Here is a 19,917-nt window from a genome sequence, read left to right as displayed (position 1 = left end):
TGATGGAAAAGGAGACGTCATGAATAGAGAAAATCGCCCCGAGTCGAGGAATAAACGGCACCACGCACTCCTGCTACTGTATTTAAGGCTGTCTGCCTTTGGCCGAATCATCGTCGCCGGTTTAGGGAAACGGGCCATTCAATTCACGCTGGCATTCATTCTGTTCATGTTTTCAGGAAATGCGATGGCCAATAATCGGGAACATCAGCCAATCGCGTTGGCAGGAATGACCTGGATGGCGTGCCTGCACCCGCAGGGATGAAATTAGGGCTGAACAAGGGATTGAAGCAGGGTCCGCGGGCGGTCGATGCGCATTGGCTCGATAAGGAAAAATGGCGTCCCCGACTGGAATCGAACCAGTAACTAGCCCTTAGGAGGGGCTTGTTATATCCGTTTAACTACGGGGACGCTGCGGACCGGCAACCGAAGCTGCCGGGGCATTATACCTTTTTTTACCCGCAGAATAAGCGCTTAGCGGCGCGTTTGCTCAATACCTCGCCAGTTCGCGCCGAAATTTCCTTGGCTAACCGACGGCGATCACGGTTTTTCCCCGCCGTGGCGCCGTTTTTCCTCTTGCAGGCGCGCCGCCTTATTTTTGGCGCTCAAATCGTTGCGGATTTGCGCGTGGCTTATCAGCGCAAAGATAAAAGTGCCGCCGATGATGTTGCCCGCCAGCGTCGGCAGGGCGAACGGATAAACGAATGCTTGCCATTCCATCGCGCCGTTGAACACCAGATACAGGATCTCCACCGAGCCGACCACGATATGCGTCAAATCGCAAATCGCCACCAGGTAGGTCATCAACACGATCACCCAGATTTTCGCCGCGCCGGCGGCCGGGAACATCCATACCATGGTGGCGATGATCCAGCCGGCCAGGATGCCGTTGGCGAACATTTCTCCCGGCGTATGGCGCATCACCTCTTCGCCCAGACTGATGAAGGCGCGGCGCGTTTCGGCGTCGAACAGCGGCATATGGGTAAACGCCAGTGCCGCCAGCGCGGTGCCGATCAGATTGCCGAGCAGCACCACGCCCCACAGGCGCAGTAGGATAAGCAGGTTGCGCGGCGTGGGCTTATGCATGATCGGCAACACCGCCGTGACGGTGTTTTCGGTAAACAGCTGCTGGCGCGCCATAATGACAATGATAAAACCGAAGGTGTAGCCGAGGTTCTCAATGAAAAAGCGGCTGGGATCGTCCGGCAAGCGGGCGTGGAAAATGCCTTTCGCCGCCAGCGAGGCGCCCATCGACAGCCCGGCGGCGATCGCCGACCACAGCAGCGCCAGCCCGTCGCGCTCTAGCTCTTTTTCGCCTTCCATCCGGATCTGCTCATGCACCGCTGCCGCGCGCGAAGGCAAATTTTCTTCCCTGACTTCGATTTCGCGTTTGCCCTGTTCCTGCTCTTCGCTCTCTACCTGCATTGTCTCATCCGGCTCGTGCTCCTGGCGTGGCTGTTCGTTCATGCTGTCGCTCCTGCTCAATAAGGGTGAGTTCACGTCATTAAGCGTAGTTGCCCGGTCTAAATGCGGCGAAATACAGAAAAAGGTAACAAGAGTTAAAATCCGCCGATTTTTTCCACGCATTCTTGATCCTGCTCGCCATATTGGCCCCTCGGCGCGCCCGCCGCAGGCTGCGTGCGGGGAAAGGCTTATGCTATGATTCGCTATCCCAAAGAAAAATATGAGTTCCCTGATGCTGGAAGCCAAAAGTCTGAGTTGCGTGCGCGATGAGCGCATCCTGTTTAGCGAGCTAAGCTTTTCAGTTCAGCCGGGCGATATCATTCAGGTAGAAGGGCCGAACGGCGCGGGCAAGACCAGTTTGCTGCGCATCCTCGCCGGTCTGGCGCGGCCGGACGGCGGTGAGGTGTGCTGGCGCGGGCGCAACACGTTGCGCGATCGCGCGGCGTATCAGCAAGATTTGCTGTTTATCGGCCATCAACCGGGCATCAAAGCCGTATTGACACCCTTTGAAAATCTGCAGTTTTATCAGGCGGTGCGCGGCGCGGTCGAGCATCAGGCCATCTGGCGCGCGCTGGAGCAGGTGGGGTTGGTGGGGTACGAAGATCTGCCGGTGGCGCAGCTTTCGGCCGGGCAACAGCGGCGGGTGGCGCTGGCGCGATTGTGGCTCAGCGCGGCGCCGCTGTGGATCCTCGATGAACCCTTGACGGCAATCGATAAACAGGGCGTGGCCGAGTTGATTAGCCTTTTTGAACAACATGCGCAGCGGGGCGGCATGGTATTGTTGACCACGCATCAGGATTTGGCCGGCGTCAGCCAAACGGTGGGCAAAATTCGTTTGGCGGAACACGACGCGGGGAGTTTGTGATGTTTTTGACTCTGGTGCGTCGCGAATTGAAGATCGCCTGCCGTAAAGGGTCGGAGATCGTCAACCCACTGTGGTTTTTCCTGATTGTGATCACGCTGTTCCCGCTGGGGATTGGCCCTGAACCGCAGCTGCTGGCGCGCATTGCGCCGGGCATCGTGTGGGTGGCGGCGCTGCTGGCTTCGCTGCTGTCGCTGGAGCGGCTGTTTCGCGACGACTTTCTCGACGGTTCGCTGGAGCAGCTGTTGCTGCTGCCGACGCCGCTGCCGATGACGGTGCTGGGCAAAGTGTGTGCTCACTGGGTTGTGACGGGATTGCCGCTGCTGATCCTGTCGCCGCTGGTGGCGCTGCTGCTGTCGCTTGATATGCAAACCTGGCTGGCGGTGGCGGGTACGCTGCTGCTCGGCACGCCGACGCTGAGTCTGATCGGCGCTATCGGCGTGGGGCTGACCGTCGGCCTGCGCAAAGGGGGCGTGCTGCTCAGCCTGCTGGTGCTGCCGCTGTATATCCCGGTGCTGATCTTCGCCACCGGCGCGATCGACGCCGCCTCGATGGGCATGCCGATCGACGGTTATCTGGCGATACTCGGCGCGATGCTGGCGGGCAGCGTGACATTGGCGCCGTTTGCCACCGCGGCGGCGCTGCGAGTGAGCGTGCACTAGCTAACGTATTGAATGAACAGACGGGGCAAGGCCGACAAGAGCGTACCCCGCAGAAGATTTTCGCCGTTTCGAACGCTCGGAGCGGCCGACGCATAAAAATTACCGTGAGCACTGACGACAATGTGGAAATGGTTACATCAACTGGCGCGGCCCGAACGGCTGTATCACGTCTGCGGCCGCTTTATCCCCTGGCTGGGGCTGGCGGCGGCGGCCTGCCTGCTGCTCGGCTGGGCATGGGGCTTTGGCTTCGCGCCGAAGGATTATCAGCAGGGCGACAGCTTCCGCATCATTTATATTCATGTGCCGGCGGCCATGTGGTCGATGGGCATCTACGCCTCGATGGCGGTGGCGGCGTTTATCGGCCTGGTGTGGCAGATGAAAATGTCCGATACCGTGGTGGCGGCGATGGCGCCGATCGGCGCGGTGTTCACCTTTATCGCGCTGGTGACCGGCTCCGCCTGGGGTAAGCCGATGTGGGGCACCTGGTGGGTATGGGACGCGCGGCTGACCTCCGAGCTGGTGCTGCTGTTCCTCTATATGGGCGTTATCGCGCTGTATAACGCTTTTGAAGACCGCCGCCTGGCGGGCCGGGCCGCCGGGATTCTGGTGCTGGTAGGCGTGGTGAATATCCCGATCATCCATTTCTCTGTCGAATGGTGGAACACGCTGCATCAGGGGTCGACCAACATGCAGCAATCCATTGCGCCCAGCATGCGCACCCCGCTGCGCTGGGCGATCCTCGGTTACCTGCTGTTGTTCATTACGCTGACGCTGATGCGCCTGCGCAATCTGATCCTGTTCCAGGAGCGCCAGCGCCCGTGGGTCGCCGGGCTGGTGAATAAGGAGCGTCAGTCATGAATGCCGCGTTCGATTCCTGGCCGGCGTTTTTCGCCATGGGCGGTTATGCCTTCTATGTCTGGCTGGCGGTTGCCGTCACGCTGATTTCGCTGTTGGGGCTGGTGGCGCACACCGTCTGGCAGCGGCGGCTATTGCTCGCCGAGATCGGCCGCCGTCAGGCGCGCGAGCGGCGCATTCGCCATGCGCAACAATCAAAACAAAAATCCGCCGCACCGCGGGAGAAATCATTGTGAATCCACGTCGTAAAAGCCGCCTTTATCTGGCGATCGTTGTGCTGATCGGCATCGCGCTGACCGCAACCCTGATGCTGTACGCGCTGCGCTCCAACATCGATCTGTTCTACACCCCGGGTGAAATCCTGCAGGGCAAGGGCGAAAACCATGAGAAGCCCGAGGTCGGCCAGCGGTTGCGCATCGGCGGCATGGTGATGCCCGGCTCGGTGAAACGCGATCCCAATACGCTGCAGGTCAGCTTCAAGATTTACGATGCGCGCGGCGCGATCGGCGTGACCTACACCGGCATTCTGCCGGACCTGTTCCGCGAAGGGCAGGGCGTGGTGGCGCAGGGCGTGCTGGGCGAGGGCAACGTGGTCAACGCGCGCGAAGTGCTGGCCAAGCACGACGAAAAATACACCCCGCCGGAAGTGGCCGACGCGATGAAAGAGAATCACAAAGGGCCGGCGGAAGCGTATAACGCGCCGCAGGCGGAGGGCGCCAAGTCATGATGCCGGAACTGGGCAGTTTTCTGCTGTGCCTGGCGCTGGCGATCGCGCTGCTGCTGAGCATTTACCCGCAGTGGGGCGCGGCGCGGCAGGACAGCCGCATGATGGCGGTGGCCCGCCCGCTGACCTACGGCATGTTCGCCGCGATTGCGCTGGCGTTCCTGTGCCTGGTGCATGCCTTCGTGGTCAATGACTTTACCGTCGCCTACGTGGCCACCAACTCCAATACCCAACTGCCGGTGTATTACCGCATCGCCGCCACCTGGGGGGCGCACGAAGGTTCGCTGCTGCTGTGGGTGCTGCTGCTGAGCTGCTGGTCGCTGGCGGTGGCGTTGTGCAGCCGGGCGATGCCACAGGACGCGGTGGCGCGGGTGTTGTCGGTGATGGGCATGATCACCGCCGGCTTCCTGCTGTTCATCATCATGACCTCCAACCCGTTCACCCGCACGCTGCCTAACTTCCCGATCGACGGCAGCGATCTCAACCCGCTGCTGCAGGATATCGGCCTGATCTTCCACCCGCCGCTGCTGTACATGGGCTATGTCGGCTTCTCGGTCGCCTTCGCGTTCGCCATCGCCTCGCTGATGGCCGGCCGGCTCGACACCGCCTGGGCGCGCTGGTCGCGCCCGTGGACCACCGCCGCCTGGGTGTTCCTCACGCTGGGCATCGTGCTCGGATCGGCCTGGGCCTACTATGAGCTGGGCTGGGGCGGTTGGTGGTTCTGGGATCCGGTGGAGAACGCTTCCTTTATGCCGTGGCTGGCCGGCACCGCGCTGATGCATTCGCTGGCGGTGACCGAGAAACGCGGCACGTTCAAAGCCTGGACGGTGTTGCTGGCGATCACCGCTTTCTCGCTGTGCCTGCTGGGCACCTTCCTGGTGCGCTCCGGCGTGCTGGTCTCGGTGCACTCCTTCGCCTCCGATCCGGCGCGCGGCATGTTTATTCTCGCCTATCTGGTGATCGTCATCGGCGGTTCGCTGCTGCTGTACGCGGTCAAGGGCGGCCAGGTGCGCAGCCGGGTGCAGCACGAGACCTTCTCGCGCGAGACCTTCCTGCTGGGCAACAACGTGCTGCTGATCGCCGCCATGCTGGTGGTGCTGTTGGGCACGCTGCTGCCGTTGGTGCACAAACAGTTGGGGCTGGGCAGCATTTCGATCGGCGAGCCGTTCTTCAACACCATGTTCACCTGGCTGATGGCGCCGCTGGCGCTGCTGTTGGGCATCGGGCCGCTGGTGCGCTGGCGCCGCGATGAGCCGGGCAAGCTTTGGCGCCGCCTCGGCGTGGCGCTGCTGGTGACGCTGGTGCTGTCGATTCTGCTGCCGTGGCTGTTGCAGGACAGCATCGCCGGCATGACGGTGGTGGGCCTGATTATGGCGCTGTGGGTGATCATCCTGACGCTGATGGAGCTGCATGAGCGCGCCACCCATCGTCACGGTTTCTGGCGCGGCCTGCGGCAGCTGTCCCGCAGCCACTGGGGCATGGTGCTCGGCCACCTCGGCGTGGCGGTGACGGTGATCGGCATCGCCTTCAGCCAGAACTACAGCGTGGAGCGCGACGTGCGGATGAAGGCCGGCGACAGCGTGGATATCCACAACTATCACTTCGTGTTCCGCGACGTGCACGACATTCGCGGCCCGAACTACAGCGGCGGCGTCGGCATCATCGACGTCACGCGCAACGGCAAGCCGGAGGCGACGCTGCACGCGGAGAAACGCTACTACAGCGTGGCGCGCAGCATGATGACCGAGGCGGCGATCGACGGCGGGTTCAGCCGCGATCTGTACGCGGCGCTGGGCGAGGAGCTGGAAGACGGATCCTGGGCGGTGCGTCTGTATTACAAACCCTTCGTGCGCTGGATCTGGTTCGGCGGCGTCTTTATGGCGATCGGCGGCCTGCTGTGCATTCTCGATCCGCGTTATCGCATGAGCAAAAAGCTCAAGCGCGAAGGCAAGCTGGAGGCGCAATCATGAAGCGTAAGCTGCTGTTTATCCCGTTGGTACTCTTCCTGCTGCTGGTGGCGGCGCTGATGGTGCAGCTGACGCGCAACGCCGGCGGCGAAGATCCGACCATGCTGGAATCGGCGCTGATCGGCAAACCGGTGCCGACCTTCAGGCTGGAATCGCTGGATCAGCCCGGCAAAACCTACGATCAGGCGGTGCTGCGCGACGGCAAGCCGATCTTGCTCAACGTCTGGGCCACCTGGTGCCCGACCTGCCGCGCGGAACACCAGTATCTCAATACGCTGGCGGCGCGCGGCGTGCGGGTGGTTGGCCTGAACTATAAAGACGATCGCGCCAAGGCGGTGACCTGGCTCAATTCCCTCGGCAATCCCTACGCCCTCAGCCTGTACGACGGCGACGGCATGCTGGGGTTGGATCTCGGGGTGTACGGTGCGCCCGAGACCTTCCTTATCGACGGCCAGGGGATTATCCGCTATCGCCACGCCGGCGACATGAATGAGCGGGTCTGGCAGCAGGAAGTGCTGCCGCTGTATAAAAAGTACGGGGGTGAGGCATGAGGCTGATTGTCCTGCTGTGCGCCGCGCTGCTGAGCTGGAGCGCCGCCGCGGCGATTGATACCTATCGCTTCAACTCCGTCGAGCAGGAGCAGCAGTATCGCGAGTTGACCGAACAGCTTCGCTGCCCGAAATGCCAAAACAACAGCATTGCCGATTCCAACGCCATCATCGCCGCCGACATGCGCACCAAGGTGTACGAGCTGATGATGCAGGGACAAAACAAACAGCAGATCATCGATTACATGGTGGCGCGTTATGGCAATTTCGTCACCTACGAACCGCCGGTAACGCCGGCGACGCTGATCTTGTGGATCGGCCCGCTGCTGTTCGTGCTGATAGGCGGGGCGGTGGTGATCCTGCGCACCCGTCGCCGGCCCGATGCGGCGGTGGACGATGAATTCTCCGAACGGGAACGGCAGCGCCTGGCGGCGTTGTTGCAAGAGACTGACAGGAAGAAACCCTAATGGCTTTTTGGCTGATTATTTGCGTGTTGCTGGCCGGCGCCGCCGCGTTGCTGGTGGTGCCGGCGATGCGCCGCGGCAAGCAGAGCGCCGCTACGCGCGATGTGCTGAACAAGGCGTTCTATCAGGATCGCCTCAGCGAACTGGAGCAGGACGAGCAGCAGGGCGTGGTGGCCGAGCGCCCGGAGCTGGTTAAAGAGCTGCAACAGAACCTGTTGAACGACATCCCCGTCGAACAGGCAGAGCAGGCGAAACCGATCAACCGTTGGGCGTTAGTGCCGGGCGTGCTGTTATTGCTGGCGGTGACCGTTGGCTTTTATCTGAAAACCGGCGGGTTGGCGCAGGTGCTGGATTGGCGTCTGGTGCAGGCGCAAATGCCGGAATTGCGTGAGCGCGTCGCCAATGAGCGCGCCAAACCGCTGAGCATGGAAGAGATCGCTCGCCTCGGGCTGGGGCTGCGCACCGAGCTGCAGCAGGACGATCGCAATATCAATGACTGGATGATGCTGGGGCGCGTCGGCATGGCGTTGAACAACGCCACCACCGCCACGCAGGCATTTGCTCATGCCTATCAATTGGATCCGAATAGTCTGGAAGTGCGGCTCGGCTATGCCGAGGTCTTGACGCGATCCAACGATCCGGAGGATAACAAGCAGGCGACGCAGCTGTTGCGGCGCATGATCGCGGAAAATCACAGCGATCCGCGGGTGCTCAGCCTGTTGGCGTTCAACGCTTTCGAACAGGGCGATTTCAAACAGGCGATCGGCGCCTGGCAAGTGATGCTGCAGCTGCTGCCGGCCAACGATCCGCGCGCGGAAGTGATAAAGCGCAGTATTGCACAAGCAAAAGCCCAGGCCGGCGGAGAAACTGTTAAACTGAATGTGACTGTTTCACTGTCACCGCAGGCGGCGAAAGCCATGCCGCCGCAGGGGACGCTGGTTATCTCGGTGACCGACGGCGTCAGCCCGGTGCCGGTCGCGGTAAAACAATTGCCGCTGAGCCGTTTTCCGCTGTCTTTCTCTCTGGACGACAGCAACGCCATGATGCCCGAGCGTCTACTCTCGGCACAGCATCAGGTGCAGGTGCGTGTGCGCCTCTCACAGGACGGATTGGCCACGCCGCAGCCGGGGGACTGGTTCGGCGAAAGCTCGCTGCAGACATTCAGCGGCAAAGAGCAGGTTAGCGTTCAGATAAACAAGCAGGTCCCTGAAAAATAAGACCGAACGTGTTTTTATGGAGAAAAATATGAACTTTCGCCTGACTGGGGTGGCATTCGCAGCGGCATTACTGGTGGGCTGTGCCAGCGCGCCAGACAATGAGCCGCAAGGGCGTTCCGATCCTCTGGAAGGATTTAACCGGACGATGTTCGACTTCAACTACAACGTCCTGGATCCTTATATCCTGCGTCCGGTCGCGGTGGCCTGGCGTGACTACGTGCCGATGCCGGCGCGTAACGGCATCAGCAACTTCACCTCCAACCTGGAAGAGCCGGCCAGCATGGTCAACGCCTTCCTGAAGGGCGATCCTTACCGCGGGATGATCCACTTCAACCGTTTCTTCCTGAACACCCTGCTCGGGATGGGCGGCCTGATCGACGTGGCCGGCATGGCCAACCCGAAACTGGCGCGCGAAGAGCCGAACCGTTTCGGCAGCACGTTGGGGCATTACGATGTGGGCTACGGTCCGTACGTGATGCTGCCGGGCTACGGCAGCTTTACCCTGCGTGAAGACGGCGGCGACTTTGCGGATACGCTGTATCCGATGCTGAGCTACCTGACTTTCTGGATGTCGGCGGGCAAATGGGTGGTCGAGGGTATCGAAACTCGCGCTCAACTGCTGGATTCCGACGGCCTGCTGCGCAACTCCTCCGATCCTTATGTCATGGTGCGCGAAGCTTACTTCCAGCGCCACGACTTCATCGCCAACGGCGGTTCGCTCAAGCCGGAAGAGAACCCGAACGCCAAGGCGATTCAGGGCGATCTGGACGAAATCGACTCGCAGTAACCGCCGCCTTATGCCCATGAAAACCCGCCGTCTGGCGGGTTTTTTTACGCCCGTGCGAGCGACAGGCAAAGAAAAAGCGCCCCGCAGGGCGCTTTGGCATCCATCTCAAGCGAGATTAGAAGCGGTAGTTGAAGTTGGCGCCGTACAGCCAGGCCTTGCCTTCGGAGGTGAAGGTGTAAGGACCTTCATTGATGGTGACTTTCTGGCCGTGCATGTAGGACACGCCGACGTCAACCGAGGCGTCTTTGTTGAACGCATAGGTAGTACCGGCACTCAGCCAGAAACGGTCCTGATCGGGAATGGAGATCGAACGGTTTTGGGCAGGCACCGGGCTGTCATCGAAGGCGATACCGGTACGGAAGGTCCAGTTATCGTCGTAGAAGTAGGTGGTGCCGAGCGCGATGCGGTAAGCGTCTTTGAAGCCTTCATGCTTCTGGAACAGCGTCTGGCCGTTGTTGCCGGTGGCTTTCAGCTCTTGGAACTGGCTCCAACTGGTGTAGGCCAGGCTGTAGTGGATAGCCCACTGCGGCGCCACTTTGTTGTAGCCGGACAGCTCCCACATTTCCGGCAGATGCAGACTCAGAGAACCCGGAATGGTGGTGCCGTTGGTACCCCACGGAAGGCCTTGAGAGGCCAGCAGCGGGTTGAAGGCTGAAGGCAGGCTGCTCTTGTAATCGCCGTCGAAGTCGATTTTGACTTCAGAGCGATAGGTGAAGCCGTAACGGTTGTTTTCATCCACTTCGTAGAGAATACCGGCGTTCCAGCCGAAGCCCCATTCGTCGCCTTTCAGGTGAGAAATTTGGGTATCTGCCGGGATCTGCGAAACCGGGCCGGCCAACTGTGGCGGCAATTTGCCTGAACCGGCGATCAATTTTGGCAGATCGCCGGCGTAACGCTCGAGTTTAGCCTTGGCGTAGACGGCGTCAAAACCCAGACCGAAGCTGAAGTTTTTGTTCAGGCGATAAGCGCCGCTCAGGTTCAGGTTCAGGGTTTCCAGATCGGTTTTGCCGCCCATGGAGCCCGCCGCATAACCGTTGTTGTATTCGGTCGCCAAACCGAAGTTGCTGGTGACCGAGCCGCCTACGGCGAATTGATCGTTAATCGGGTGAACATAATGCAGGTTCGGCACCCAAGCGGTCGGCGCGATGTTTTTCGCATCCAGACTGGCGCGGGAAGGTGAGGTACCGGAAATATCTACGTCCGGATCGATGAAGACTGCGCCGAAAGAGAGTTCCGGGCGGGTATACATCATCAGCAACGCCGGGTTGCGGCTTGCGGAGGCCGCCGTATCCGCCATGGCGCCTTCGCCAGAATACGAACGTCCTAAACCAGCTGATGAGAACTCATTCAGCTGGAATCCTGCGGCAGACACGTTTGAAGAAATAATTGCCACTGCAGCTGCGAGAGCTGATTTAGTCAATAGGTTTTTCTGGCTCATGACCAAAACCTCATTATGTGTTTATTATTTAAACTATTGTTACACGAAGTAACAAGGAGCGCGGGATTGTAGGGTCCGTTATCGTTCAGACAAATCAGACCAGTGGCTGAAGTATAGGTCTGACCTGTGAAAATGTTGCAAGTTTGTTTTTGAAATATTTCCACTCTGATATCAAAAAAGAGATCTGCTTAACAAAAAGACAGTGGTAAATAACAAAATTCTTACCATTTCTTAGCAGGCGCTCATTTTTATTTGTGATTTCCATCACTTAAAACACCCAGTAAAAGTAAGTGCTAGTGATTGCCGGCTTGGGAGCGTAAAATACCCACAGAATTTCGTGGCTTTGCGCCGGTGAATAAAACGGCAATTTGGGCTGATAACAGAGGCCCTTGAGGAGAACCAACCATGTCAGATGCAATTAATAAATGCAGCGCCCAGGAAACCGCCGCGTGTTGCTGCGTGGATGTCGGCACCGTGATGGATAACACCGATTGCACCGCATCCTACAGCCAGGTGTTCAGCAATCAACAAGATGCGGAGGCGATGCTGGCGGCCCTGAGCGAAAAGGCGCGCGCGGTCGAATCCGATCCCTGTGACATCAGCAGTAGCATTAAACCGGTTGACGGCGGCGTACAATTGGAAGCCGATTTTACCTTCGCCTGCCAGGCGGAAACCCTGATCTTCCAGCTCGGCCTGCGTTAATCCCCGCTTTACCCCGGCGCCGCCTGCTGCGCGCCGGGGATTTCCTTCCCTGCCTCGTTCCCGATAGAAAGTGCGCCTGCTCGCAGTTTTGATCTCTGCCGGTTTGCCAAATGTAACCGTTTGGTTAACAATGACCTCATCAGGTCAGACCTCTTTCTGCCCATTGCGCTGACGTTATTTTCTTCAGGAGCATTTATGAGTAAGGCACTGCCGTTGGTGACCCGTCATGGTGACCGCATTGCGATTGTGAATGGACTGCGTACCCCCTTTGCCAAACAGGCGACCGCCTATCACGGCATTCCGGCGGTGGATTTAGGGAAAACGGCGGTGAGCGAGCTGTTGGCGCGCAGTGGTATCGATCCGCAGCTTATCGAACAGCTGGTGTTCGGCCAGGTGGTGCAAATGCCCGAGGCGCCGAACATCGCGCGTGAAATCGTGCTCGGCACCGGCATGAGCGTCCATACTGACGCCTACAGCGTGTCGCGCGCCTGCGCCACCAGCTTCCAGGCGATCGCTAACGTGGCGGAGAGCATCATGGCCGGCAGCATCAGCGTCGGCATCGCCGGCGGGGCGGATTCGTCTTCCGTCTTGCCGATCGGCGTCAGCAAGGCGCTGGCACGCACGCTGGTGGACGTCAACAAGGCGCGCACGCTGTCGCAGCGTCTCAAACTGTTCAGCCGGCTGAAATTCCGCGATCTGATGCCGGTGCCGCCGGCGGTGGCGGAGTATTCCACCGGCTTGCGCATGGGCGATACCGCCGAACAGATGGCGAAAAGCCACGGCATCACCCGTGAAGCGCAGGATGCGCTGGCGCACCGTTCGCATGAGCTGGCGGCCAGGGCCTGGCAGGAGGGGTGGCTGCGCGATGAGGTGATGACCGCCTACGTGCCGCCGTACCGCGCACAGCTTTCTGAAGACAACAACATCCGCAAAGACTCCAGCCTGGCTTCCTACGCCAAGCTGAAACCGGCGTTCGATCGCAAGCACGGCAGCGTCACCGCGGCCAACAGCACACCGTTGACCGACGGCGCGGCGGCGGTATTGATGATGAGCGAATCGCGCGCCAAAGAGCTGGGGCTGCAGCCGCTGGGCTATTTGCGCAGCTTTGCCTTCGCCGCCATCGACGTGTGGGAAGACATGCTGCTGGGGCCCTCCTACGCCACGCCGCTGGCGCTGGATCGCGCCGGCATCGGTCTGGCCGATCTGACGCTCATCGACATGCATGAAGCCTTCGCCGCGCAAACGCTGGCCAACCTGAAGATGTTCGCCAGCGAAGCGTTCGCCCGCGAGAAGCTTGGCCGCAGCCAGGCGATCGGCGAGGTGGACATGGCAAAATTCAACGTCCTGGGCGGTTCCATCGCCTATGGCCACCCGTTCGCCGCCACCGGCGCGCGCATGATCACCCAGACGCTGCGCGAGCTGAAACGCCGCGGTGGCGGGCTGGGTCTGACCACCGCCTGCGCCGCCGGCGGGTTAGGGGCCGCGATGATCGTGGAGGTGGAATGATGAGTGCCGAAAATGCATTGCACGAACAGCGTGCCAAACCGTCGGCCTTTCAACTGACGATCCGCCCCGACAACATCGGGGTGATCACCATCGACGTGCCGGGCGACAAGGTCAATACGCTCAAGGCCGAGTTCGTCGAACAGGTTAACGACGTGCTGATCCGCGCGCAGCAGCATACTGCGCTGGAAGGGCTGGTGATCGTTTCCGGCAAGCCGGACTCGTTTATCGCCGGCGCTGATATCACCATGATCGCCGCCTGCACCAGCGCCAAAGAGGCGGAAACGCTGGCCAAGAAAGGGCAGAGCACGCTGGCGCAGATCGCCGCCTTCCCGGTACCGGTGGTGGCGGCCATCCACGGCGCCTGCCTGGGCGGCGGGCTGGAATTGGCGCTGGCCTGCCACGGCCGCGTCTGTTCGCTGGATGACAAAACCGCGCTCGGTCTGCCGGAAGTGCAGCTGGGCCTGCTGCCGGGCTCCGGTGGCACTCAGCGCCTGCCGCGCCTGATAGGCGCCGCCAAGGCGCTGGACATGATCCTGACCGGCAAGCACATTCGCGCCCGCCAGGCGTTGCGCATGGGGCTGGTGGACGACGCCGTGCCGCAATCGATTTTGCTGCAGACCGCCATCGAGCGGGTGAAACAGGGCTGGAAGCATCAGCGCGAGCTGCCGTGGCAGGATCGTCTGCTCAACGGCCCGCTGGGCAGAAATCTGCTGTTCAGCATCGTGCGCAAGAAAACGTTGGCGAAAACGCACGGCAACTACCCGGCGGCGGAGCGCATCATTCAGGTGGTGCGCACCGGGCTGGATCACGGCAGCGCCAGCGGCTATGAAGCCGAAGCGCGCGCCTTTGGCGAGCTGGCGATGACGCCGCAATCGGCGGCGCTGCGCAGCCTGTTCTTCGCTTCCACCGCGCTGAAAAAAGAGCGGGGCGGCGATGCTCAGCCGCGCGCCTTGCATCGCGTCGGCATTCTCGGCGGCGGCCTGATGGGTGGCGGCATCGCCTGCGTCACCGCCACGCGCGGCGGTTTGCCGGTTCGCATCAAAGACATCAATGAAACTGGCATCAATCATGCGCTGAAATACAGTTGGGACGTGCTCGGCAAGCGGGTGCGCAGCAAGCGCATGCGCCCGGCGGAACGGCAAAAACAGATGATGCTGATCTCCGGCTCTACCGATTACACCGGCTTCGAGCAGGTGGATATCGTGGTCGAGGCGGTGTTTGAGGATCTGGCGCTGAAGCAGAAGATGGTGGCCGAGGTCGAAGCGAACTGCGCGCCGCATACCGTGTTCGCCTCCAATACTTCCTCGCTGCCTATCGGTCAAATCGCCGAACAGGCCCAGCGGCCGCAGCAGGTGATCGGTCTGCACTACTTCAGCCCGGTGGACAAAATGCCGCTGGTGGAAGTGATCCCGCACGCTGGCACAAGCGAAGAGACTATCGCGACCACCGTGGCGCTGGCGCACAAGCAGGGCAAGACCGCCATCGTGGTGGGCGACAGCGCCGGTTTTTATGTCAACCGCATCCTGGCGCCGTACATCAACGAAGCGGCGCGCTGCCTGCTGGAAGGCGAGCCCATTGAATCGCTGGACAAAGCGCTGGTGGACTTCGGCTTCCCGGTCGGCCCCATCACCCTGTTGGACGAAGTGGGCATCGACGTCGGCACCAAGATCATTCCGGTGCTGGTCGAGGCGCTGGGGCCGCGCTTCGCCGCGCCTGCCGCGTTCGATGCGGTGCTGAAGGACGGGCGCAAAGGGCGCAAGAACGGCCGCGGCTTCTATCTTTACCCGAGCGAGGGGCAGCAGCGTCAGCGGCGTAAGCGCGCGGACACCTCATTGTATACGTTGCTCGGCGTCACGCCGAAGGCGCATATGCTGCCGGCGACCATTGCCCAGCGCTGCGTGATGATGATGCTGAACGAAGCGGCGCGCTGTCTGGATGAAGGCGTGATCCGCAGCGCGCGCGACGGCGACATCGGTGCGGTATTCGGCATCGGTTTCCCGCCGTTCCTTGGCGGCCCGTTCCGCTATATGGATGAACTCGGCGCCGAGAAAGTGGTGAAAACGCTGAACTACCTGCGTCAGCAGCACGGCGAGCACTTCGCGCCGTGCGAACGCCTGCAGCACATGGCGCAGCAGGGCGAACGTTTTTACCCGCTGGGGAGTTGAACGCAGGGCGGCCCGATTTGCACTATAGTTGCAACAGGGTCGCGTTGTGATCGCCATCACTCCTTGCGACAGCGTCAGCCCGTGAGGCTGTACAGCAAGGCTGCGGCAGCGGTAAGTTAGCTTGAGCGCCATCAATAATTTTCATGGCGAAAAGGTTAAAATTTAACCCGTTGAATTGATTGTTCTATGAGCAATCGAGGTTTGCCCGGGGAGGATTGCTGTAAAAAACAGCATTTTCTTTACGCAAACTTTCAGGCAAAATGCCCGGCCGCCATAAAGAGACGGCGCGTTATCGTTTTAAAGCTTTGGCTTTAGGGTTGTAAAACTCGGCGGTACAGCACGCACGGCGTTTCTGTATAGCGTTACTTTGTCAACAACAGCGGTGCAATATGCAAGTTTTGATTATGCGTCACGGAGAGGCGGCGCTCGAGGCAGCCAGCGATGCGGTAAGGCCCCTTACCCTGTGCGGCCGCGACGAGTCCCGTCAGATGGCGGCCTGGTTGAACACCAAGTCTGTGGATATTGAACGCGTGCTGGTCAGCCCCTATCTGCGGGCCGAACAGACGCTGGCGACGGTGCGTGAAGCCTTGACGCTGCCGGAGGGCGAAGAAGTGCTGCCCGAACTGACGCCGGGCGGGAACGCCGAACAAGTCGGCAGCTATCTTCAGGCGCTGGCGATGCAAGGGGTGAGCTCGGTGCTGATCGTGTCGCACCTGCCGCTGGTGGGGTATCTGGTGGCGGAACTGTGTCCGGGCGAGTGCCCGCCGATGTTCGCGACCTCGGCGATCGCCAACGTCGATCTGCCGGCGGACGGCAGCTACGGCAAATTTGAATGGCAGGTCAGCCCGTCGCAGGTGATGGCCAAAGTGTGAGCCGCGGATGCGGTGCGGAATAAACTCAGGGCGATGTCTGACATCGCCCTGAGTCGTTTCTGCGGGAGGCTATTCTGCCAGCTCCACCAACAGCAGGACGGCGGCGTTGCCGCCCCATTCCTTCGGCGCCTGATGGAACGCCAGCACGTCGGGATGCTGCGCCAGCCACAGCGGCGTTTGCTGTTTGAGAATGTGTTTGCCGTGCCCGTGCATCACGCAGGCGCAGTGCACATGCTCGCGTTTGCAGGCGGCGATCAGCGCCCCCAATTCCTGCTTGGCCTGCAGCTGAGTCAGGCCGTGCAAATCAAGAAACAGCTCCGGCGAATAATCGCCGCGTCGCAGCTTCTTCAGCTCATACGGGCTGCTGCCGGGGCGCACGTAGCGCGTCGGGCCTTCCTCTTCCAGCTGCGGCTGATATTCATCTGAAAAATAATAGCTGGCATCGACCTGCTCCTGCAGCAGCCGCTGCGGCGCGACCTGTTTGACCTTGAGCTTCGGCGGGCGGTGGACGATGGTGTCCTGGCGCAGCTTTTTTGCGCCCGCCACCGACTCTCTGAAGAGCTGTTGTTCGTCTTTGCTCAGAGGGGGCTTGTTCTTCATGCTTCATTCACCGGAAATCGTTTATTTCGCTAGTTTACCTTGTGAATGAGCGCTGTCGACGCAAAACTCGGGCCAGAGTGAAAAGCGCGAGGGGCGCGCGTGATTTGTCGCGGGCTTCATGGCAAACTATGCGGCTAAATCATGAAACACAGCGCCTGCCGGAGGGCAAATTGGACAAAATTTTCGTCGACGAAGCAGTGAACGAACTGCACACCATTCAAGATATGCTGCGCTGGACGGTAAGCCGTTTCAACGCCGCCAATATCTATTATGGTCACGGAACCGACAATCCGTGGGACGAAGCGGTGCAATTGGTGCTGCCAAGCCTGTTTCTGCCGTTGGACATTCCGGAGGACATGCATACCGCTCGTCTGACTTCCAGCGAGCGCCATCGCATCGTTGAGCGCGTGATCCGCCGCGTCAACGAGCGTATCCCGGTCGCCTACCTGACCAACAAGGCCTGGTTCTGCGGCATGGAATTCTACGTCGACGAACGCGTGCTGGTGCCGCGCTCGCCGATCGGCGAGTTGATCAACGATCGTTTCAGCGCGCTGATCCCGCACCCGCCGCGCCATATTCTCGACATGTGCACCGGCAGCGGCTGCATCGCCATCGCCTGTGGCTACGCTTTCCCGGAAGCGGAAGTGGACGCGGTGGACATCTCCAGCGAAGTGCTGGCGGTGACCGAGCGCAATATTCAGGCGCACGGCGTCGAGCACCAGGTGATCCCGATCCGTTCCGATCTGTTCCGCGACGTTCCCGCGATCCAGTACGATCTGATCGTCACCAACCCGCCGTACGTCGATGCGGAAGACATGTCGGATCTGCCGCAGGAGTTCCGCTTTGAGCCGGAACTGGGGCTGGCGGCGGGCAGCGACGGCCTGAAGCTGGTGCGCCGCATCCTGGCCTGCGCGCCGGACTACCTGACCGACGACGGCGTGCTGATTTGTGAAGTGGGCAACAGCATGGTACATCTGATGGAACAATATCCGGACATTCCGTTCACCTGGCTGGAATTCGAAAACGGCGGCGACGGCGTGTTCATGCTGACCAAACAGCAGCTGGTGGATTGCAAGGATCACTTCAGCCTCTATCGCAGCTAAGCCGCATTTCCAAGGCCCGCATGGCGGGCCTCATAACGATAAAAGACTAACGGTAAGGAGCCGTGATGGCAGGAAACAGTATTGGGCAGATTTTCCGCGTCACCACCTTCGGTGAATCTCACGGGGTGGCGCTGGGTTGTATCGTCGACGGCGTGCCGCCCGGCATCCCGCTCACCGAAGCCGATTTGCAACACGATCTGGACCGCCGTCGTCCGGGCACCTCGCGTTACACCACCCAGCGTCGCGAACCGGATCAGGTGCGCATTCTCTCCGGCGTATTCGAAGGCGTGACCACCGGCACCAGCATCGGTCTGATCATTGAAAACACCGATCAGCGCTCGCAAGACTACAGCGCCATCAAAGACGTGTTCCGTCCCGGGCATGCCGACTACACCTACGAACAGAAATACGGTCTGCGCGACTATCGCGGCGGCGGCCGCTCTTCGGCGCGTGAAACCGCCATGCGCGTCGCGGCGGGCGCTATCGCCAAGAAATACCTGCAGCAGAAGTTCGGCGTGCAGGTGCGCGGCTATCTGGCGCAGATCGGCGACGTGACCTGCGAGCTGAAAGACTGGGATCAGGTCGAACAGAACCCGTTCTTCTGCCCGGATCCGGACAAGCTGGAAGCGCTGGACGAACTGATGCGCGCGCTGAAAAAAGAGGGTGACTCCATCGGCGCCAAGGTCAGCGTGATTGCGGAAAACGTGCCGGTTGGCCTGGGCGAGCCGGTGTTTGACCGCCTCGATGCCGATCTGGCGCACGCGCTGATGAGCATCAACGCGGTGAAAGGCGTGGAGATCGGCGACGGATTCGCCGTGGTGACCAAACGCGGCAGCGAAAACCGCGATGAAATCACCCCGGAAGGCTTCCAAAGCAACCATGCTGGCGGCATTCTCGGCGGCATCAGCAGCGGCCAACCGGTGATCGCGCATCTGGCGCTGAAGCCAACCTCCAGCATCATGGTGCCGGGCCGCACCATCAATCGCCACGGGGAAGCGGTGGAAATGGTGACCCGCGGTCGCCACGATCCGTGCGTGGGCATCCGCGCCGTACCGATCGCCGAAGCGATGATGGCGATCGTGTTGATGGATCACCTGCTGCGCCAGCGTGCGCAAAACGGTGATGTGGTTTCCGACGTGCCTCGCTGGTAATCGCCATGAAAAACTGGATGTTGGGCCTGGTGGCCCTGACGGCCTCCGCTTCCGCCATGGCGCTGACGCCGTGGCAGAAAATCGACCATCCGGTGGCCGGCGCGCCGCAGGCGGTGGGCGGTTTCGCCAACGGCTGCATCATCGGCGCGCAGCCGTTGCCGCTGAATTCACCGGACTATCAGGTGATGCGTACCGACCAGCGCCGCTATTTCGGCCATCCGGATCTGCTGGCGTTCATACAGCGTCTCAGCAGCAAAGCGAACCAGAAAGCGCTGGGCACGGTGCTGATCGGCGACATGGCGATGCCGGCCGGCGGGCGCTTCAGCAGCGGCCACGCCAGCCACCAGTCTGGGCTCGACGTCGACATCTGGCTGCAGCTGCCGCGCCAACGCTGGAGCGCGCAGCAATTGCTCAAGCCGCAGCCGATCGACCTGGTGTCGGGCGACGGCAAACAGGTGGTGGCGAGCCAATGGCAACCGCAGATTGAGTCGCTGATCAAACTGGCGGCGCAGGATGCGGACGTGACGCGCATCTTCGTCAACCCGGCGATCAAGCAGCGTCTGTGCCTGGACGCCGGCGCCGATCGCGCCTGGCTGCATAAGGTGCGGCCGTGGTTCGGCCACCGTGCGCACATGCACGTGCGTCTGCGTTGTCCGGCCGGCAGCCTGGAGTGCCAGGAGCAGGATACGCCGCCGCCGGGCGATGGCTGCGGCGCCGAACTGGCGAGCTGGTTCGTACCGCATCAGCCGAACGCGAAGCCGGGCAAACCCGTGCCGCCGCCGTTACCGCCTACCTGTCAGGCATTGCTGGATCACCATTTCTCAGCGGAATAA

The 19,917-nt window shown here is 61.0% G+C and carries 21 protein-coding genes and 1 tRNA gene; 18 read left to right on the top strand and 4 right to left on the bottom strand.

Annotated features, from left to right (window positions below; translation table 11 throughout):
• Positions 1 to 19 precede the first annotated feature (19 nt).
• Entirely contained in the window at positions 20 to 262 is a 243-nt protein-coding gene (locus HWW83_RS22365) for a hypothetical protein (protein ID WP_089192084.1), read from the top strand.
• Positions 263 to 333: 71 nt separating this feature from the next.
• Here the strand turns inward: HWW83_RS22365 and HWW83_RS22360 are convergent.
• A tRNA-Arg gene (locus tag HWW83_RS22360) sits at positions 334 to 408 on the bottom strand.
• Between the two features lie 129 nt (positions 409 to 537).
• The gene (locus HWW83_RS22355) at positions 538 to 1,464 is read right to left on the bottom strand and encodes a formate/nitrite transporter family protein (RefSeq protein WP_046687571.1); all 927 of its coding nucleotides are present in this window, start codon (positions 1,462 to 1,464) and stop codon (positions 538 to 540) included.
• 229 nt (positions 1,465 to 1,693) lie between these two features.
• On the opposite strand from HWW83_RS22355, the gene ccmA reads away from it, so the two are divergent.
• The 10 genes from ccmA (at position 1,694) to mlaA (ending at position 9,547) form a co-directional block, all read left to right on the top strand.
• Entirely contained in the window at positions 1,694 to 2,326 is a 633-nt protein-coding gene (gene ccmA / locus HWW83_RS22350; RefSeq protein ID WP_047574213.1) for a cytochrome c biogenesis heme-transporting ATPase CcmA, read from the top strand.
• A complete protein-coding gene (gene ccmB / locus HWW83_RS22345; RefSeq protein ID WP_025303731.1) occupies positions 2,326 to 2,985 on the top strand; it encodes a heme exporter protein CcmB in 660 nt (219 codons plus the stop codon). The genes ccmA and ccmB overlap by 1 nt, the downstream gene beginning before the upstream one ends.
• Before the next feature lie 120 nt (positions 2,986 to 3,105).
• A complete protein-coding gene (locus tag HWW83_RS22340; protein WP_042785127.1) occupies positions 3,106 to 3,843 on the top strand; it encodes a heme ABC transporter permease in 738 nt (245 codons plus the stop codon).
• Positions 3,840 to 4,076, top strand: coding sequence for a heme exporter protein CcmD (gene ccmD / locus HWW83_RS22335; RefSeq protein ID WP_033651976.1), 237 nt, complete (start codon positions 3,840 to 3,842; stop codon positions 4,074 to 4,076). Before HWW83_RS22340 ends, ccmD begins: the two co-directional genes overlap by 4 nt.
• The gene (ccmE, locus tag HWW83_RS22330; RefSeq protein ID WP_004936264.1) at positions 4,073 to 4,567 is read left to right on the top strand and encodes a cytochrome c maturation protein CcmE; all 495 of its coding nucleotides are present in this window, start codon (positions 4,073 to 4,075) and stop codon (positions 4,565 to 4,567) included. Before ccmD ends, ccmE begins: the two co-directional genes overlap by 4 nt.
• Positions 4,564 to 6,534: a heme lyase CcmF/NrfE family subunit gene (locus tag HWW83_RS22325; RefSeq protein ID WP_033632468.1), complete on the top strand. Its 1,971-nt coding sequence runs from the start codon at positions 4,564 to 4,566 to the stop codon at positions 6,532 to 6,534. Before ccmE ends, HWW83_RS22325 begins: the two co-directional genes overlap by 4 nt.
• Positions 6,531 to 7,082, top strand: coding sequence for a DsbE family thiol:disulfide interchange protein (locus tag HWW83_RS22320; protein ID WP_015378623.1), 552 nt, complete (start codon positions 6,531 to 6,533; stop codon positions 7,080 to 7,082). The genes HWW83_RS22325 and HWW83_RS22320 overlap by 4 nt, the downstream gene beginning before the upstream one ends.
• Positions 7,079 to 7,546 carry a cytochrome c-type biogenesis protein gene (locus tag HWW83_RS22315; protein WP_176589559.1) on the top strand — a complete coding sequence of 156 codons (468 nt, stop codon included), beginning with the start codon at positions 7,079 to 7,081 and terminating at the stop codon, positions 7,544 to 7,546. The genes HWW83_RS22320 and HWW83_RS22315 overlap by 4 nt, the downstream gene beginning before the upstream one ends.
• Positions 7,546 to 8,760: a c-type cytochrome biogenesis protein CcmI gene (gene ccmI, locus HWW83_RS22310; protein ID WP_176589558.1), complete on the top strand. Its 1,215-nt coding sequence runs from the start codon at positions 7,546 to 7,548 to the stop codon at positions 8,758 to 8,760. Before HWW83_RS22315 ends, ccmI begins: the two co-directional genes overlap by 1 nt.
• Before the next feature lie 28 nt (positions 8,761 to 8,788).
• Positions 8,789 to 9,547 (top strand): phospholipid-binding lipoprotein MlaA, encoded by a 759-nt coding sequence (gene mlaA / locus HWW83_RS22305; protein WP_033643913.1) that lies wholly within the window; start codon positions 8,789 to 8,791, stop codon positions 9,545 to 9,547.
• Between the two features lie 115 nt (positions 9,548 to 9,662).
• On the opposite strand, the gene fadL is transcribed toward mlaA, so the two are convergent.
• Positions 9,663 to 10,985 carry a long-chain fatty acid transporter FadL gene (gene fadL, locus HWW83_RS22300; RefSeq protein WP_129992807.1) on the bottom strand — a complete coding sequence of 441 codons (1,323 nt, stop codon included), beginning with the start codon at positions 10,983 to 10,985 and terminating at the stop codon, positions 9,663 to 9,665.
• Between the two features lie 405 nt (positions 10,986 to 11,390).
• Here fadL and HWW83_RS22295 point away from each other — a divergent pair, with 405 nt between their 5' ends.
• From HWW83_RS22295 to sixA, 4 genes are all read left to right on the top strand, one after another.
• Positions 11,391 to 11,687 carry a YfcZ/YiiS family protein gene (locus tag HWW83_RS22295; RefSeq protein ID WP_072145088.1) on the top strand — a complete coding sequence of 99 codons (297 nt, stop codon included), beginning with the start codon at positions 11,391 to 11,393 and terminating at the stop codon, positions 11,685 to 11,687.
• Positions 11,688 to 11,882: 195 nt separating this feature from the next.
• Positions 11,883 to 13,193 (top strand): acetyl-CoA C-acyltransferase FadI, encoded by a 1,311-nt coding sequence (fadI, locus tag HWW83_RS22290; protein WP_176589557.1) that lies wholly within the window; start codon positions 11,883 to 11,885, stop codon positions 13,191 to 13,193.
• A complete protein-coding gene (gene fadJ / locus HWW83_RS22285; protein WP_176589562.1) occupies positions 13,193 to 15,358 on the top strand; it encodes a fatty acid oxidation complex subunit alpha FadJ in 2,166 nt (721 codons plus the stop codon). The genes fadI and fadJ overlap by 1 nt, the downstream gene beginning before the upstream one ends.
• Before the next feature lie 389 nt (positions 15,359 to 15,747).
• On the top strand, positions 15,748 to 16,230 hold the full coding sequence (sixA, locus tag HWW83_RS22280; protein WP_004936230.1) for a phosphohistidine phosphatase SixA: 483 nt from the start codon (positions 15,748 to 15,750) through the stop codon (positions 16,228 to 16,230).
• A 69-nt stretch (positions 16,231 to 16,299) separates the two neighbouring features.
• On the opposite strand, the gene smrB is transcribed toward sixA, so the two are convergent.
• Positions 16,300 to 16,830, bottom strand: coding sequence for an endonuclease SmrB (smrB, locus tag HWW83_RS22275; RefSeq protein WP_025303720.1), 531 nt, complete (start codon positions 16,828 to 16,830; stop codon positions 16,300 to 16,302).
• Positions 16,831 to 17,000: 170 nt separating this feature from the next.
• Between smrB and prmB the strand changes: the two genes are divergently transcribed.
• From prmB to mepA, 3 genes are all read left to right on the top strand, one after another.
• The gene (prmB, locus tag HWW83_RS22270; RefSeq protein WP_025160157.1) at positions 17,001 to 17,933 is read left to right on the top strand and encodes a 50S ribosomal protein L3 N(5)-glutamine methyltransferase; all 933 of its coding nucleotides are present in this window, start codon (positions 17,001 to 17,003) and stop codon (positions 17,931 to 17,933) included.
• A gap of 65 nt (positions 17,934 to 17,998) precedes the next feature.
• Positions 17,999 to 19,084, top strand: coding sequence for a chorismate synthase (gene aroC, locus HWW83_RS22265; protein WP_033643909.1), 1,086 nt, complete (start codon positions 17,999 to 18,001; stop codon positions 19,082 to 19,084).
• Between the two features lie 5 nt (positions 19,085 to 19,089).
• On the top strand, positions 19,090 to 19,917 hold the full coding sequence (gene mepA / locus HWW83_RS22260) for a penicillin-insensitive murein endopeptidase (RefSeq protein ID WP_025303719.1): 828 nt from the start codon (positions 19,090 to 19,092) through the stop codon (positions 19,915 to 19,917).

The organism is Serratia ureilytica, from assembly GCF_013375155.1.
Lineage (GTDB): Bacteria > Pseudomonadota > Gammaproteobacteria > Enterobacterales > Enterobacteriaceae > Serratia > Serratia ureilytica.
The sequence above is the reverse complement of the archived record's forward strand: the minus strand, read 5'-3'. Positions and strand labels throughout refer to the sequence as shown.

Excerpts from the sequence above, each read along its gene's own strand:
- HWW83_RS22365 (WP_089192084.1), top strand. The coding sequence starts at position 20 with ATGAATAGAGAAAATCGCCCCGAGTCGAGGAATAAACGGCACCACGCA.
- HWW83_RS22355 (WP_046687571.1), bottom strand. The coding sequence starts at position 1,464 with ATGAACGAACAGCCACGCCAGGAGCACGAGCCGGATGAGACAATGCAG.
- ccmA (WP_047574213.1), top strand. The coding sequence starts at position 1,694 with ATGCTGGAAGCCAAAAGTCTGAGTTGCGTGCGCGATGAGCGCATCCTG.
- ccmB (WP_025303731.1), top strand. The coding sequence starts at position 2,326 with ATGTTTTTGACTCTGGTGCGTCGCGAATTGAAGATCGCCTGCCGTAAA.
- HWW83_RS22340 (WP_042785127.1), top strand. The coding sequence starts at position 3,106 with ATGTGGAAATGGTTACATCAACTGGCGCGGCCCGAACGGCTGTATCAC.
- ccmD (WP_033651976.1), top strand. The coding sequence starts at position 3,840 with ATGAATGCCGCGTTCGATTCCTGGCCGGCGTTTTTCGCCATGGGCGGT.
- HWW83_RS22325 (WP_033632468.1), top strand. The coding sequence starts at position 4,564 with ATGATGCCGGAACTGGGCAGTTTTCTGCTGTGCCTGGCGCTGGCGATC.
- HWW83_RS22320 (WP_015378623.1), top strand. The coding sequence starts at position 6,531 with ATGAAGCGTAAGCTGCTGTTTATCCCGTTGGTACTCTTCCTGCTGCTG.
- HWW83_RS22315 (WP_176589559.1), top strand. The coding sequence starts at position 7,079 with ATGAGGCTGATTGTCCTGCTGTGCGCCGCGCTGCTGAGCTGGAGCGCC.
- ccmI (WP_176589558.1), top strand. The coding sequence starts at position 7,546 with ATGGCTTTTTGGCTGATTATTTGCGTGTTGCTGGCCGGCGCCGCCGCG.
- mlaA (WP_033643913.1), top strand. The coding sequence starts at position 8,789 with ATGAACTTTCGCCTGACTGGGGTGGCATTCGCAGCGGCATTACTGGTG.
- fadL (WP_129992807.1), bottom strand. The coding sequence starts at position 10,985 with ATGAGCCAGAAAAACCTATTGACTAAATCAGCTCTCGCAGCTGCAGTG.
- HWW83_RS22295 (WP_072145088.1), top strand. The coding sequence starts at position 11,391 with ATGTCAGATGCAATTAATAAATGCAGCGCCCAGGAAACCGCCGCGTGT.
- fadI (WP_176589557.1), top strand. The coding sequence starts at position 11,883 with ATGAGTAAGGCACTGCCGTTGGTGACCCGTCATGGTGACCGCATTGCG.
- fadJ (WP_176589562.1), top strand. The coding sequence starts at position 13,193 with ATGAGTGCCGAAAATGCATTGCACGAACAGCGTGCCAAACCGTCGGCC.
- sixA (WP_004936230.1), top strand. The coding sequence starts at position 15,748 with ATGCAAGTTTTGATTATGCGTCACGGAGAGGCGGCGCTCGAGGCAGCC.
- smrB (WP_025303720.1), bottom strand. The coding sequence starts at position 16,830 with ATGAAGAACAAGCCCCCTCTGAGCAAAGACGAACAACAGCTCTTCAGA.
- aroC (WP_033643909.1), top strand. The coding sequence starts at position 17,999 with ATGGCAGGAAACAGTATTGGGCAGATTTTCCGCGTCACCACCTTCGGT.
- mepA (WP_025303719.1), top strand. The coding sequence starts at position 19,090 with ATGAAAAACTGGATGTTGGGCCTGGTGGCCCTGACGGCCTCCGCTTCC.